Origin of the sequence: Rheinheimera texasensis (assembly GCF_964031785.1) — a bacterium.
Classification (GTDB): domain Bacteria; phylum Pseudomonadota; class Gammaproteobacteria; order Enterobacterales; family Alteromonadaceae; genus Pararheinheimera; species Pararheinheimera texasensis_A.
This window is the reverse complement of record NZ_CAXIRE010000021.1, coordinates 355,899-371,252: the sequence shown is the minus strand read 5'-3', so window position 1 is coordinate 371,252 and position 15,354 is coordinate 355,899. Positions and strand designations below refer to the sequence as shown.

The window sequence follows — 15,354 nt, the reverse complement described above, 5'->3', positions numbered from 1 at the left end:
ATGATAAGCCCAGTTTAATAAGTCGAGCTTAACAGCGCACAGGCCCGGGGCATAGCCGGGCCTGACATTGCTGATGATGCCTGCAGGCCTTTGACTCAGGCCTGCCAGGCAAACTCTTTAAGGCCAAGTTCAGTTAAAACTTTATCCAGATGCGCTTTGGCTGCTGGCGTTGGCCCCGGGTAATCGCCACCAATCGCGGTATTGCCGACATAACCGATATCCTTGGTGCCTTCCGGTGTGGCAAAAAATGCCGCAACCACCAGGCCGCGCAGCACGGCAAAAGCTTTGGCCATGCGCTGAAACTGCGGTTTAGTATCCGCGTTATCAAATGCGATGTCGTCGATAATAGTGATCTGCTGAGGCCGGGTCAGGGCGCCAAAACGGCTGCCAAACCGCATGGTGGCTTCATCATCCAGCCAGGCGAGCGCCGACAACACAGTGACGCGGTCTTGCTGCTGGCGTGGATAAGGCGCACTGACCCATTCATCCAGCACGGTCGGCACGCCGACTTCACTGGCAGATGGCACTGCGCCTTCCCGCGGCACTAAAATGTCGGCCAGCAGCGCCAGCAAACTCAGCTGCGCCGGTGTCAACGTCAAAGGCCAGGGCGATTGCGGGGGCAGGATGAGGTTTGGATCTTTGCCATAACCGGTGCCTGACAGTGGCGTGAGCTTTAAGTCCGGCCAATGTTCTCCAGTCAGGGCGCCAGTAAGCGCTGTAGTTGGCGCGTCGGTTTTCGTTGCAGGTGGCGCGGTATCACAGCCACTTAAGGCTGGTAACATGCTGCTGGCGGCCAGCGCGGCCATCAGTTTCAGCGACTGACGGCGTGTCATATTGGTTTGATAGGGTTGCAATGCTGCGTCTTGCTCAGGTTTGTGGCTCATTTACAGGGCTCCTTGCTTTAACTGGGCGGACAACCAGGACGAATTACGCATCGCCAGCGTCATAATAGTCAGGGTGCAGTTTTTATGCGGGTTAGAGGCAAATACACCGCCGTCCATCACAAACAAGTTCGGGCAATCCCAGCTCTGGCCCCATTGATTGGTCACAGAGTCGGTTTTCGACGCGCCCATCCGGGTGGTGCCGACCTCATGAATGATCTGGCCGCCTTTTAAAATGGCTTGTTCTGGTGTCGGCAATTCACCAACTTCTGCGCCCATCAGCGTCAGAATGTCTTTAGCGGTTTTTAGCCCATGCGCGACCTGCTTCAGCTCGTGTTCCGACCATTTCCAGTGAAAACGCGCCACCGGAATACCCCATTTATCTTTGACGTCCGGGTCGATATCCATAAAACAATCCGGGTTTGGCAGCATTTCACCGCGCAGGGCAAAAGACACATAAGCGCCGTATTTGTGTTTAACCTGCTGTTTTAACTCTTTGCCATAACCCTGCAAGCCGGTATCGATATTGGCACCGGGTTCACCAAAACGACCACCCAGTTCAAAGTGATAACCACGCGGGAAATCGAGTTTTTTCTCGGCCTGCGCCTGATGGCCCCACCAGGGAATAAACAGGTGATTGGCCGTGTGACCGTCTTCGTTATAAATCGGCCGGCCTTGTAATGCCGGCACTAAAGCACCGATGTTGGCGCCGGTAGAATCCAGCAAATTTTTGCCGACCTGACCACTGGAGTTAGCGAGGCCTTGCGGGTACTTGGCGGTTTTTGAGTTCAGCAACAAGCGGGCGGACTCACAGGCGCTGGCGGCCAAAATTACCACCTTGGCTGTGAGGCTGTGTTCAGTGCCGGTCTTTTTGTCGATATAACTGACCCCAGTGACCTGGCCTTTGTCATCCGTGGTGACGGTTTTCACCATTGCATCAGTACGCACTTCCAACAGACCTGTCGCTTTGGCCATCGGCAGTAAGGAGGTGGTGGTCTGAAAGGCGGCGCCAATAGAACAACCATGGCCGCAAGGTGTGGCGTAGAAACAGGCGGCGCGGTTATCCAGCGGCCGGGTTAATACAGCGCGGTGCATCGGCACCGCCGGAATACCTAGTTTTTTTGCCGCGGCAGCCACCAGCAGCTCCGGCACCCGTGGTTGTGGTGGGGGTTGTAACACCCCATCCGGTGAAGGGGGCATATCATCAAGACCAGTATTGGTGCCGCACACACCAACTAAAGCTTCGGTTTTGTCGTACCAGGGCGCGATGTCTTTGTATTCAAAAGGCCAGTCGGCACCCAGGCCATCACGGCTTTTGCCTTTAAAATCGTGTTCACTGAAACGCAATGCATAACGGCCCCAGTGATTGGTGCGCCCGCCGAGCATCCGCGCGCGCCACCACATAAATTCGCTGCCCTGTGCGCTGGTATAAGGCTCATTCGGCACTTGCCAGCCGCCGTCGATGGTGGCGTCATAAAAACCGAAGTCTTTGTCCGGCGTCGCCGCGCCGAGCAGCGGGGCGTCGCCATTGCGTTTAAACATCGGCGTTTCTTTTTTAGGGTCGTAATCGCGACCGGCTTCCAGCAGCAGCACTTTGTGGCCATTGCGGGTCAGTTCATAGGCGGCCATAGCGCCGCCGGCGCCAGAGCCGACAATCAGCACTTCCGGCATTTCACTCTGCGCAGTCGTCATCATTTCAGCTCTTTAATTTTGATGTTTTTGAACCAGACCACGTCGCCATGATCCTGTAAGCCGATATGGCCAGTGGATTGCGCGGCAAAACCCGGCCAGCTGGCAAATTTACTTTTGCCAAGCAGTTGCTGCCAGTTGGCACTGCCAATTTCGACTGCAGCGGTTTGGATGCCGTTTTGCCAGATGGTCAGCTGTTTTGCTGCGAGGCGAATACGTACCTGATTCCATGCACCGGCTGTTTTGTGTGACTGCGGCGGGGAGGCGATCATGTCGTACAATGAACCAGATCTGTGGCTGGGCAGTTTGTTATCTGAATGCCGTTCGTTGTCGAGAATTTGAATTTCCGGCGCATGGGCGTAGATAGTGTTACCGGTTTCATCAACCAGCACAAAAATGCCACTGTTACCGCCTTCAGCGATTTTCCAGTCCAGTTGCAGTTCAAAATCAGCGTACTTAGCTTTGGTCAGAATATCGCCGCCACCTTTACCACTTAGCTTCATCGCCCCCTGGTCAATTTGCCATTTGTCGCTTAAGCCGCTTTGTTTGAAATTTCGCCACTGCGCCATGCTGTTGCCGTCAAACAACAATTGCCAGCCGTCGGCTTGTTCTTGCGCGGTGAGTTGATTGTCGGCCGCGGCCGCACCGAAGGAAAGTGCGCCGGATAGCAATAAAACCGCCAGTTTTTTTGTTGGAATCAAAGTCTGTCTCCCTGTTGATTGGTAGTTAATCAGCGGATTTAACCGCCGTTTTCGCTACTGTTATCACGTGACACCGATAAGGTGCTAGCGCCGGGCGCTATGGGGAAGGCCCGGCCACGCTGTTATTTTGTGCACTATAAAAGCAATGGCTGGGCTATAGATGCAAGTAAAAAATTGAATTTTGAGGTAAAAAACCCCGCAGCTCCGACAAAAGAAGCTAACCGCAAAGATTTGCGCAGTTAAAAATGAAACCGATTACATAAAATGCTGGAAATTTACCCTGGCTGGAGTCAATCTGGTGTACTGAAACAGGAGGTCAGGATGTACAGGGTTATTGCTTTAATATCAGCGTTTTTCGATGCCGGGATCCGCTGGCTGCGTTTTTTTCTGTGTTGGTCGTTGTTAACTGTGTTTGCTGCTTTCAGTCTGTCTGCCCAAGTGCAGTCCGATGAGAAGGACGAGAAGAGTGAGCCAGCCGGTGTGCAGGTGCACCGCGATATTGTCTACGCCACACCCGCCGGCCAGGCTTTAGCGCTGGATATCTATCAGCCGGTCCGCCAGAACATTCGCGGCTTGATGCCGGTGTTAGTGATTTTTCACGGCGGTGGCTGGCTGATAAACAATAAAAGCATCATGCAACAAATGGCCGAGTATGTGGCGACGCATGCCGATATTGTGGTCGTAAACGTCGATTACCGTTTATTAAGTGCCAACCACAATACCACCCGGTTGTATCAGATTGTTGAAGATGCCATGGGCGCGACCTTATGGGTGCAACACAACATCGGGCGGTATCAGGGCGATCCGGCGCGGCTGGCGGTCACCGGTGACAGCGCCGGCGGTCATTTAGCGGCCATGGTCGTACTCGGTGGTCAAAACCTGTCGTCGCAAAGTTTTGCCAGTCGCCAGCCCGGTTTTAACCCGAGTTATTTACCACCCGGCACCACGGCTGAAAGCATTCAGGCGGCTGGCGGTATCAGGGTGCAGGCAGCGGTACTCAGTTATGCAGTGTTTGATTTACAGGCTCGGGCTTTTGCCGAGTTTGAAACAGCAAAAAATGGCTTCTGGGCGATGGGGAAGGCCAGTGCGCGTGGATTCTTCGGCGCCGGCATCAGCGTCAACACCCATTCTGAGCTGTATCGGGCTTTGTCTCCGCAATTTCTGATCCCGCAGGCGCAGCACCGGCAACTGCCGCCGCAGTTTATTCATGTCGGTAGCAGAGACAACTTAACCACACCCGAGTCCGCCCGCCAGTACGTCGACGCCCTGCAGGCGGCCGGTCAACCGGCCCGTTTTCAGGTTTACGCTGGTTTGCAGCATGCTTATCTCGACAGTGGCTGCAGCGCCTATTTTGGTAGTTGTTTTCAGCGCGAAGCTATTGCACCTCTCGATGATATCATTCGTTTTCTGACCGAGACCCTGACAGAGAAACAAGCAGTGACGCAGCCAGCGGGATAGCTATACGGTTCATTGTTCAGCGAATCGTCTGTAGCAGCCGGTTTATGTCCGGTTTTTGCACAGAAGCGCTGTAGTCGCAAATTCACTTGCATTTAATTAGGAGGCTAATTAAAATAATATTAGCTTCCTAATTATTAATGGGCGAATGATGAGTTTCAAAAGTTTAGGTCTGCAAGTGCATTTATTGTCGCGGCAATGGCGCTTTTTGTTAGATCAGCAACTGGCCTGTAACAGCCTGACGCAGGCGTCTGGTATCGCGCTGGTTTATATCGCTGATAATCAGGGCGTCAGCCAGACTGAGCTGGCGCGTTTGTTAGGTGTGGAAACCCCTTCATTGGTACCAGTGCTAGATCAGCTGGAGCAGCAGGGCCTGATTGAACGACGGCCTTCGGCACAGGACCGCCGGCAAAAAGCCTTGTATCTTTTGCCCGCAGCCACAGACATAGTGACCGAGATTGACCGCAAAAGACGGGCGCTGCAGCAGGAATTACTGGCTGGCCTGACGGCAACACAGCAGCAGGAATTACCACAGTTGCTGGATGCGGTGCTGCAGCAGGCGACCCGGTTGTTGCAGGACAACAAAACCGGAGGCCAGTCATGAGTGCCGAGCAGTTATTCAGTCGCTGGGTCAAAGCCACGCTGTTTACTTTTGTCGCTGTGTTTGCTTATTACCTGGCGGCAGATTTGTATATGCCGCTGACCACCGACAGTCTGGTGCAACGTTTTGTCGTGCAAGTGGCACCACAAGTGCCGGGGCGGGTGGTGGCTGTGGCTGTGCATAACAACCAGCAGGTCAAGCGCGGTGATTTACTGTTTGAACTGGACCCGGCCGATTATCAGCTTAAAGTCGAACTAGCCAGCTTGCAGTTAGAGCAGAGCCAGCAAAAGCATCAGCAGCTGACGGCTGCGCTACAAAGTGGCAACGCTCAGGTCGAACAGGCGCAACTGGCGTTACAGGAAGCACAGCGCGAAGCCTTACGGCTGCAGCGGCTGTTTGCCGAAAAACTGATCCCACGCCAGCAACTGGAGCAAAGCGAGACGTTGGTGTTACAAGCCATTGCCAGAGTCAAAGCCAGCCTGGCGGACCTCGCCACCTTAGAAGCTGAGCTGGGAATTCCGACCGAAGAGCTGGTGCAAATCAAACAAGCGCGGAATCAGCTGGCACAGGCACGTCTGGCGTTGTCACGCAGTAAAGTCTATGCCGATGTTGATGGCATCGTCAGCGATCTGCAGTTAGAAGTCGGCACCAACCTGACGGCGAACCAACCGACTTTAGCGCTGGTGTCGAACCAACAAAGCTGGATCAGTGCATTGTTCCGCGAAAAAAGTTTGTTGCACGTGGCGCCGGGCAGTATTGCTTTGATCACTTTTGATGCGTTACCCGGCCAGGTGTTCAGCGCTGCGGTGCGTGATATTGATGCCGGCGTGGCCAATGGCCAAAGCACGCCGGATGGCAGGCTCGCGACTGCGGACAGCAGCAGCCGCTGGGTGCGCGACGCGCAGCGTCTGAAGGTCAATCTGGCGCTCGATGACCAGCTGCCACAGCAGTTAGTAGTGGGCTCCCGTGCCACAGTGCAGCTGATTCCCGCTGAACAAAGCTGGTTGCAGTGGCTGGCGGCCGGACAAATCCGCCTGATTAGCCTGCTGCACTATGTTTATTAACAGCCGGTATATTAACAGCGGGTTTATTAATACCGGGATTACTAATACCGGATCTATCAATGTCGGGAGCATTTATACCAATGAACCGCAGTTTTTTTGATCCGGTGTTTTACCCTGTATTGCGGCTGGCGTTTGGTGCTAGTCTGGGGTTGTTGCTGGCCAAGCTGACGAATTCAGACCAGTGGGGTGTGTTTTTTACCATCAGTCCGGTGTTGCTGCTTGGCCTGATCCCGCGGCTGACGCCTTTTGTGGTATTGCAGTATCTGGCCGCCAACCTGCTGGCGGCGCTGGTGGTGCTAGCTTATTTTATGTTAGGTGGCTTAAGTCTGGTCATCACCTTACTGGTGTTTGGTTATTTCCTGTGGTTGTTCCGCCTAATGGCACAAGGCAGTTATTTTGTGTTTGCCGCGATCAGCGCCATCAATGGCAGCATCTTTTTGCATTTTGCCAGTTATCCGGGGTTGGACCCGGCGCAGATGCTGGGCCATGCGCTTTTTGCGATTATGGCAGCGCTGCTGATTTGTGGGCTGATGCTGATGGTTTTTCCATTGCCAGAGCGACCAATCCCGCAGTTGCCGCCGAAGCCGCGGGCGGATCAGCTGCAGCAAAGCCTGATCGCAGCCTTGCTGGCGACAGTGTCTTTTGTGATGTTTCAGCTGTTGGATTTACAGGATTCGTTGTCGGCACAGGCCAGCTCTATTTTAATTCTGCTGCCGCTGAGCTTTAGCGGCATTGTGCAGGCTGGGCTGAAACGCGCCAGTGGCGTGCTGCTGGGTTCAGCCTATGCCATTGCAGTGCAGCTGTTGTTGTATGACAACTATCAGCATCTGCCGTTGACCTTGTTGGCGTTTTTCTTTGGCATGTTGTTGTTTGGCCGGGCGCAGCAACTGGAAGGACCGGGCTCTGGCGTGGCCTTTGGTGGCATGACGACGATGGCGATTATCTTTGGTCAGTACCTGCGCTCAGATCACGACCTGATGTATAGCGCTTTGTATCGGATAAGTTCGGTCAGTGTGGCGGTCGTTGCGACACTGGTGCTGGTGACTGTGTTGTATTTGTGGTTGGCGCCGCAACGGCCAGAACTGCAAAAACCAATAAGCGCAGAGCCTGGCGGTAATATCGGCAATTAACAAAAAAGATACCTGTCGGGTTATCATGCACTTTTATGTTACAAAGTGACGACTAGCGATGCACGAAAACTCTCTGCCTGAAAACTCTCTGCTTGAAAACTCGCTGTGTGAAAACTCGCTGTGTGAAAACTCACTGCAAAAAAACACGCTGCAAATTTTGCCGGCGGGCCCTGAGTATCAAAACACCATCTGGAATATGTTCCAGTTTTATTGTTACGACACCTCGGTTTATGACGGTTATGACGTCGAAGCCGATGGCAAATATAAAATGTGTGCAGACTATTTTGCTCAGTACTGGCAATTACCGCGCTGGAGCGCTTATATCCTCAAAGTGGATGGGGCGCTGGCCGGTTTTGCGCTGATTGAACCCTCGGAAGCGGTCGCTGCAGCTCAGGAATTAGCCGACCTTTTTATCATGCGGCGCTTTCGACGCCGTGGCGTGGCACAGCAGGTGGTGTCGCATTTTCTGGCAGCGCGTGCCATCCCCTGGACCATCACCACTTTTGACGATGCGCCGGATGCGACGCCGTTTTGGCAGCAGATGTTTGGCTTGGCGGAATTTCAGGTCGACCAAACCCTGGCCGATCCGGATGGCCGGCAGGCGACTGTCCATCTGCTGGCGGCAAATGCCGGACAGAACCGTTGAAAATCGCCAATCCCGGGGGCATTTATCCTGGCGCACCTGCGAAGAACTGACGGTTGTTATCCCTGCTTTACTAACCGGTTACGGCCGGCTTTTTTACCGGCGTACAGCAGGGCGTCGGCTTGTTGCAGCGTCACATCGAGCGACTCGCCACTCAGCCATACCGCGCCACCGGTCAAAGTGACAGGCGTCGGGCCAATCGACAGTGGCATAGGTCCGGCCGCAACAGCCCGGATCAGGGCGTCGGCGCGTTGAATGGCGTCGGCGCCTTGCAGGATAAATAAAAATTCTTCGCCGCCCCAGCGGGCGAGCAAATCGTCCGGCTGACAAAGGCTTTGCAGCCGTTCGCTAAGCGCGGTTAAGACTTCGTCGCCGACCTGATGGCCATGTACGTCGTTAAACTGTTTAAAATGGTCGATGTCGGCAATCATCAGCACCCGCTGCTGTTGCCACTCGCCCCAATGCGGTTCGGTTTGGGCCCGCAGGCCGCGCCGGTTCAGTAAACCAGTCAATGCGTCGCGGTAGGCCGCCTGCTGCAAACGCTGATTGGCTTGTTGCAGCGCTTCGGTGCGCTCGCGCACTTGTTGAGTCAGCCACAGATTGCGTTGTTTCAGCGAGCGGGTGCGTAGCAGCATCACGGCGCTGAACAGCAGCAACAGTAAGCCAGCCAGCGCGGTTTTGGCCCACCAGGTCAACCACCAGGGCGGTAATACCGTCAGCTGAAATGGGGATGCCGCGCTTGTCCGGCCATCCGGCCACTGAGCTTCTAATTCAAACTGGTATTGACCTGGCGGTAATCTGGTGTAAGTGGCGCGTGGCTCATCGGCGGCAGCGCTCAGCCAATTGCGGTCAAAGGGTAACAGGCGATAGCGAAACAGCGGAGCCGGGTCTGTCGCTGCCGGACCTGCTACCGATGGGAGCACGATGCCGGGCAGGGCAAATTCAAAGGTCACTAAATCCTGATGATACTGCAACGTCAATGCTGCACCAAACAGCTGTGAGTTGTCCTTGCCTGAGGTTACCGGTTGGCTCAGCCGCAGCGGCTGATTAAATAAGCGCATGCCGGTTAGTTGCGGTTGCGGCACCGGCTTGACTTTGGCCTGTTGCAGCGGCGTAAAATAGAGGCCATCTTCAGCGCCGAGGAACAGTTGCTCCCCTTGTATTCTGGCGGTATTAAGCAGCGTATTGGGCAGCAGGCCCGTCAGCTTGATTTGTTGTACCAACTGACCATCGGCAGCAAAACCGATCAGCTGTTGTTTGGCCAGCAGCCAGATATTGACCGGGCCGCTAGTGGTTGCAGCAAAAAGCTCGGTTGCATCGCCGAGATCTGCGCGCTTAAGCTGTTGCTGAAATTTACCGGTGTTGTCATCCCAACGCAGCAATACGCCTTCATCGGTCAATAACCACAACAGGCCTGTTGTGTCTTTGCAGAGCTGCCGGGCTTTACCATGGCTGCTGAGGTCCACAGCGCGGAAACGCTCACCATCGAGCTTAAAAAGTCCGGCGGCATTTAACACAAACACCTGACCGGCGTGGCTTATCTCAACCGCCAGATTGGTGTCCAGCTCGAGACCGTCACTGCTGCGCCACAGTGCTTCGACTTTGCCTTGTGCATTTAGCCGGGCAATGCCACCAGACCACATGCTGATCCAGATGCGGCGATCCGGCGCAACACTTAGCCGGAACACATCCTGACTTGGCAGGTCCGAGGTCAGCAGTTGCCATTGTTGTGTGTCCGGCTGCAACCTGACCAGGCCGGACGACGTTGCAAGTAACAGGGTACCGTCCGCATCAGGGCGAATAGCCCACACCGCCTGACTGGGGAAATGTTGTGCCGCGCTTTCATCAGGTGCGAAGCGCTGCAAGGTGTTGCTGACCGGGTCAAAACGATACAGGCCACCGCCACTGGTGCCTAGCCAGACATCGCCATGCCCGGTCGCATACACAGCCTGCACTTTACTTTGGCTGAGGCCCGGCTGGTCGGCTTGCGCCTGACCCAGCCATTGGTATTGATTGATTGCCGGTAACAGCGCGCTGACGCCATATTCATGGCCGGCATACAAAGTACCGTCACGGGCTGTTAACAGGGTTTTAATGTTATTGCCGCCGATGGCGCTGGGGTCGGTTGGCCGGAAGCTGCTGTGGCTGCGCCGCTGGCCTTTGTGGTCAAATTCAACCAGACCGCCGGCCCACAATCCGGCCCATAGACTCTGTTCCGCCTGCAGCAGCGACATCACACCATTGACTGGTAAGGTATTGGCTATGCCTTTGTGCCAATGCCGAAGGATGTTGCCGGCGCTGTCCAGCTGATAAAAACCATGTTTGTGACTGCCGGCGTAAAGACTGTCCTGCTGCACCTCAAGTGTACGAAAGCGCACTGTTGCCAAATCAGGGGCAAACCGGTGCGTTTGCTGACAAGGCAATTCGCAGCGGAACAACCCTTGTTCGCGCACGGCAATGATCAGCTGGTTATGAAAAAAGCTCAGTCGTTCAATCCGGCTGTTGGCAGGTAAGCCGCTTATCTGCAGGCGCTCGCAACTGCCGTTGGCTGGATCTACCCGCCAGACGCCATCAGGCCCCAATGCCAACATCATGTCAGTGCTTTGTTGCGGTTGGACTAATTGCCAGAGCCCGCCTGGCGGTTGACAGGCCTGCTGGCTGAAGTTGTCGGTCTGGCGATCCCAGCGCCACAAACCAAGGTTGCCGGCAAGCCAGGCGCCCCGGCCAGAGAACTGCAGCAGCTGATTCACCGCTTGCGCGGGGAAGTCGCGAATTTTGACTAACTGATTGTGTTCAATGCGATAAAGCCCGCTGCTGCCGCCGGCCCAGATCATGCCGTTTTCATCCTGCAGCAAGCTGTTGATGCCGGATTTGTCACTGGTATTCAGATTGATAAAACGCTGACGGGGCAGCAGTTCAGCGGCCTCTGCCGTTGCTATCGCAGAAAACACCGGCAGCCCAGCGATAGACAAATTACAGACCAGCAGCAAAATTACCTGAAAAATCCGCAAATTCATGACTCCCAACAACTTACAGGCCGTACTCAATGAAAAGCCTTAACTGGTCCGCTCCAGCAGCAGCGCAATCCCCTGACCACCACCGATACACAAAGTGACGAGCGCAAACTGGCCATCGATGCGTTCCAGTTCATACAGCGCTTTCACCACCAGCAGCGCGCCGGTCGCGCCAACCGGATGGCCGAGGGCGATAGCACCGCCATTTGGATTGACGCGCTTTGGATCAAAGCCAAGTGTCTGGCTGACGGCCAGCGCCTGCGCCGCAAAGGCTTCGTTGGATTCGATAACGGCAATATCAGCAAGCGCTATCCCGCTTTGTTGCAGCACTTGCCGTACCGCCGGGATAGGTCCAAGTCCCATCATGGCCGGATCCACGCCGGCAAAAGCGCAGTTGCGCAGCCGGGCTTTGCTGCGAAGACCATGGGCTCTGGCATAATCTGCGGTGGCGAGTACCAGCGCAGCAGCACCATCGTTAAGGCCTGATGCGTTGCCGGCGGTGACCAGACCGTCTTTTTGAAAGGCCGGTTTCAGCTGCGCCAGGCTATCTAACGTCGTGTCCGGCCTTGGGTGTTCATCGTGAGAAAACAGGCTTTCGCTGTGGCGGGCGATAAGATGCACCGGCGCGATTTGGCTGTCAAACAACCCGGCTTGTTGCGCCCGCGCCGCGCGTTGCTGGCTTTGCAAGGCAAACTGGTCGAGTTCAGTGCGGCTGAACTGATAGTGTTTTGCGATGTTTTCTGCCGTGATGCCCATATGACCGCTGCCAAAAGGGTCGGTCAAAATACCAAGAGTTAAATCGGTGACCGTACTATGGCCAAGTCGCAGGCCTTTACGCACGCCGGGCAACAAAAATGCACCTTGCGACATGGATTCAGCGCCACCACACAAAGCGACGGGGGGAGTGGTAGCATTGGCGTTTAACATCAGTTGCTGCGCCGCGCTTAATACCGCCTGCAAACCAGAGCCGCATAACCGATTCACCTGAAAGGCATCACTGTGCGCTGGCATGCCACAATTGAGCGCAATCTGGCGGGCCAGATACACATCGGCAGCGCTGGTGGTAATGATATGTCCAAACACGGACGAGCTGATATCACTGACTGGTACGCTACTTCGGCTGATCGCAGCCTGCGCCGCAACGGTGCCAAGCTCGGCCGGGCTAAAACCAGATAAGGCACCGCCAAAGCTGCCAATGGCGGTGCGGGCGGCAGACAAAATCACGATGTCGGAAAGGGGCATCAGCTGCGGATCCATAGCACGAAAAGACACCGATTATGCGTTGCCGGAGACTGTTCCCGCAAGCATTGCAGATAATGGAGTAAATTGTGGAAAGCAGCAGGGTTCAGCAAAAAATATCTAGCTGGCTCAAGTGTTTAAGCTAGGAAGATTTAGGATTGCGGTAATAAATATTGGTGCGTCCTAGTGGACTCGAACCACCGACCCCCACCATGTCAAGGTGGTGCTCTAACCAACTGAGCTAAGGACGCATCTGGGCGTGCTATTTGAGAATTTGGTGCGTCCTAGTGGACTCGAACCACCGACCCCCACCATGTCAAGGTGGTGCTCTAACCAACTGAGCTAAGGACGCAACCTGTGTCATCAGCTGTGCTGACAACGGCGGCTATAGTATTTTTTGCCTTCATTGAATGCAAGAGTTTTTTCGGTAAGCTGGTTTAACCGCTGCAATTTTGCGCGCCGGCGCTCTTAAAACGGCACGCTTTAACCGGGCAGGTCGCATTGGCGCCAGCGTTGCCAGAATGCCACATGTTGCCGCAGTTGTTGTTGCAGGGCGAGTTGCGGTGCCTGCAGCCGTTGTTGCACTGAGAGCTGCAAAGGATGTTGCTGATACAACTGCAGCAGGGCGGCATTGAGTTCGGTTGCCATGCCATCGAGGCGGGCAAGCTCCGCCTGGACCCGGCCAATAAAAATCTGCGTCAGCAGATTATCCCGGATGTTGCGGTCGGCCTGACAACGTTCGGTGTTGCTGAGCCTTGCCAAAGCGGTATTCAGCTGCAGGAAAAACTGCTGCGACAGGCGCAAACTGTGTTGTAAATCAGCCAACAGCTGCGTCTGATGTAAAGTCCCCAGCGCCTGATTAATATCGACTTTGCTTGCTGCCTGATAATCCCGCTGCAGGACCAGCTGACGTAGCTTGTTGAGTTGTTGCAGTGCCTGCACTGTTTCGGCGCTGCCACCCTGATCAGGCGTTATACCACGCTGACTGCCGGCTAACTGCTGGCGCAGCGTCTGGTCGCGGCTGAGCAGATTGGCAAACACCGCTGGTAGCTGTTGTTGTTTTTGCTGGTAGATCTGTTGCAATTTGGCGATAAGTTCTGCGTCAAGCTGATTGCTCAGCGCCGGTGTTGTCAGGCAAAGGCCGAGTTTATCCAGCAAACGCAGTTCATATTGCAGCAGCCCGGCGTCGGTCTGAACCTTGCCAAGGCTGCTGTTACGCTCTGCAATTAATGTTTCTAAGTCACAGACATCCAGCGCCAGCATGTCTGTGAGGTCAATAGTTGCGGCAGGGACAGACAGGGTCAGTGTGTGCACGTCCGGCATTGCCGGTACCGTAACTTTAGTCAATTGCCCGGTCAACTGTGCCTGCGGCAGTAGCCGTTGCAGCCGGGCTTGATAATCGCTGAGCAGCGATTCCGGATAAGGCGTGCAGGCGTTTTGCATTGCTGCAACAAACAGCAGCAGGCAACACCTGACCCAGTGATTAATGCAACAGTGTTTAATGCAATAATGTGCTTTGATGCGGCTCTGCCGGTTGCCAGCTGCCATCTTCCATCCGCTTCAGTTGCCAGACTAATAACCGTCCGAGCAGTATGGCCGCGACGGTCAGACCAATGATAATGCCGACCCAAAAACCCTGCGCGCCCATTGGCGCAACCAGCCAGTCGGTTAATCCCAATACGCAGCCAAGACCAAAGCCGATGGGCCAGTAGGCGATAAAAGTGATGTAAAAAATCGGTTTGGTGTATTTCAGGCCGCGCAGCGTACAGCTACAAATCACCTGCACTGCATCAGACAGCTGATAAAAACAAGCCAAAATGAGAATTGCCGCCGCCAGTTCCAGCACCGCCGGATCTGTGCTGTATTGTGCCGCCACCAGATGCCGGGTCAGTAAGGTTAACAAGGCAATACCAATAGCCAGCAGCAAACCAATCTGAATGGCCGTGGCGATGGCTTTGCGCAGCTCTTTGACATCGCTGGCGCCCGCCAGATGACCAACGCGGATTGTCGTTGCCAGGCCAATACTCAGTGGCAACATAAACACCATGGAGCAGAAATTGTTGGCGATCTGATGCGCCGCCACCACGGTCGGGCCTAAATGCGCAATCATCAGCGGGATACAAGTAAACAAGGTCACTTCAAAGAAAAAGGCAAAAGCCACCGGTGTGCCTAACGCGATGATTTGCCAAATCTGTGCCAAGTCCGGCCGGTACGACCTGAGCTTTGCACGGATAAAACCGGTGCGCTGGCCGAAGGCGGCGTAGCCCAGCAAAGTCAGAAACATCGCCACAAACACCAGGCTGGTGGCAAGACCACAGCCAGCGCCCCCCAGCGCCGGCATGCCGAATTTGCCGTAGATAAACACGTAGTTGGCGGGAATATTCACCAGAATACCGACAAAACTAATCCACATCGCCGCTTTGGTGTAACCAATGCCTTCATACAGATTGCGTAGGATCATATAACCGGCGGCGGGGAACACCCCCCAGGCGATGTACCCGAGATAGGCCAGAGCCTTTTGCCGCAGTTCATCATCCATTTGCATCAGACCCAGTGGCAAATGAATAAACTGCATACCGACGAAAATCAGCAGCGACAGTGCCAGCGCGAGTAAACCGCCCTGATAAGTGGCTGGCAGAATTTCTTTGTGGCGGCCGGCACCAAAATGCTGGGCAATAATCGGTGTTAACGCGAGCAGCAGGCCCTGAAAAGTCAATAAAATCGGCAACCATAACGCAGAACCAATGGCCACGGCAGCCATATCGGTGACACCAACCCGACCGGCCATCAGCGTATCGATGACGTACATCATGGTTTGCGTTAACTGCGCCACCATAATGGGGCCAGATAATTTCAGAATGGTTTTTGCTTCAAATCGGGAAAAAGGTAACATGAGGCGCTCTTTGGACGGCAACAGATCTTGCTCAGAAGCATAAA

General features: G+C 54.7%; 12 protein-coding genes and 2 tRNA genes. 5 read left to right on the top strand and 9 right to left on the bottom strand.

Features of this window, described 5'->3' with window-relative positions; all coding sequences use genetic code 11:
• Positions 1-95: 95 nt before the first annotated feature.
• The 3 genes from ABNT34_RS13230 to ABNT34_RS13220 are packed head-to-tail and all read right to left on the bottom strand — an operon-like array spanning position 96 to position 3,271.
• The gene (locus ABNT34_RS13230; RefSeq protein ID WP_348732369.1) at positions 96-884 is read right to left on the bottom strand and encodes a gluconate 2-dehydrogenase subunit 3 family protein; all 789 of its coding nucleotides are present in this window, start codon (positions 882-884) and stop codon (positions 96-98) included.
• Positions 885-2,576: a GMC family oxidoreductase gene (locus ABNT34_RS13225; RefSeq protein ID WP_348732367.1), complete on the bottom strand. Its 1,692-nt coding sequence runs from the start codon at positions 2,574-2,576 to the stop codon at positions 885-887. It abuts the gene before it with no gap.
• On the bottom strand, positions 2,573-3,271 hold the full coding sequence (locus tag ABNT34_RS13220; RefSeq protein ID WP_348732365.1) for a DUF1080 domain-containing protein: 699 nt from the start codon (positions 3,269-3,271) through the stop codon (positions 2,573-2,575). Before ABNT34_RS13220 ends, ABNT34_RS13225 begins: the two co-directional genes overlap by 4 nt.
• A 321-nt stretch (positions 3,272-3,592) precedes the next feature.
• Between ABNT34_RS13220 and ABNT34_RS13215 the strand changes: the two genes are divergently transcribed.
• From ABNT34_RS13215 to ABNT34_RS13195, 5 genes are all read left to right on the top strand, one after another.
• Positions 3,593-4,729, top strand: a complete 1,137-nt coding sequence (locus ABNT34_RS13215) for an alpha/beta hydrolase (protein WP_348732363.1) — start codon at positions 3,593-3,595, stop codon at positions 4,727-4,729.
• Positions 4,730-4,877: 148 nt separating this feature from the next.
• Positions 4,878-5,330, top strand: coding sequence for a MarR family transcriptional regulator (locus ABNT34_RS13210; RefSeq protein WP_348732362.1), 453 nt, complete (start codon positions 4,878-4,880; stop codon positions 5,328-5,330).
• The gene (locus ABNT34_RS13205) at positions 5,327-6,391 is read left to right on the top strand and encodes an HlyD family secretion protein (RefSeq protein ID WP_348732360.1); all 1,065 of its coding nucleotides are present in this window, start codon (positions 5,327-5,329) and stop codon (positions 6,389-6,391) included. Before ABNT34_RS13210 ends, ABNT34_RS13205 begins: the two co-directional genes overlap by 4 nt.
• Before the next feature lie 59 nt (positions 6,392-6,450).
• Positions 6,451-7,521, top strand: coding sequence for a DUF2955 domain-containing protein (locus ABNT34_RS13200; RefSeq protein WP_348732358.1), 1,071 nt, complete (start codon positions 6,451-6,453; stop codon positions 7,519-7,521).
• Between the two features lie 196 nt (positions 7,522-7,717).
• Entirely contained in the window at positions 7,718-8,167 is a 450-nt protein-coding gene (locus ABNT34_RS13195) for a GNAT family N-acetyltransferase (protein ID WP_348732356.1), read from the top strand.
• Between the two features lie 56 nt (positions 8,168-8,223).
• On the opposite strand, the gene ABNT34_RS13190 is transcribed toward ABNT34_RS13195, so the two are convergent.
• The 6 genes from ABNT34_RS13190 to ABNT34_RS13165 form a co-directional block, all read right to left on the bottom strand.
• Complete coding sequence (locus tag ABNT34_RS13190) at positions 8,224-11,175, bottom strand: diguanylate cyclase (protein WP_348732354.1); 2,952 nt, start codon at positions 11,173-11,175, stop codon at positions 8,224-8,226.
• Between the two features lie 45 nt (positions 11,176-11,220).
• Positions 11,221-12,420, bottom strand: coding sequence for an acetyl-CoA C-acyltransferase (locus tag ABNT34_RS13185; RefSeq protein WP_348732352.1), 1,200 nt, complete (start codon positions 12,418-12,420; stop codon positions 11,221-11,223).
• A gap of 171 nt (positions 12,421-12,591) precedes the next feature.
• Positions 12,592-12,668: transfer RNA gene (locus ABNT34_RS13180), tRNA-Val, on the bottom strand.
• Positions 12,669-12,692: 24 nt separating this feature from the next.
• Positions 12,693-12,769 (bottom strand) — tRNA-Val (locus tag ABNT34_RS13175).
• A gap of 131 nt (positions 12,770-12,900) precedes the next feature.
• On the bottom strand, positions 12,901-13,860 hold the full coding sequence (locus ABNT34_RS13170) for a DUF3080 family protein (RefSeq protein ID WP_348732350.1): 960 nt from the start codon (positions 13,858-13,860) through the stop codon (positions 12,901-12,903).
• A gap of 55 nt (positions 13,861-13,915) precedes the next feature.
• Positions 13,916-15,310, bottom strand: coding sequence for an MATE family efflux transporter (locus ABNT34_RS13165; RefSeq protein WP_348732348.1), 1,395 nt, complete (start codon positions 15,308-15,310; stop codon positions 13,916-13,918).
• Between the last annotated feature and the right edge of the window lie 44 nt (positions 15,311-15,354).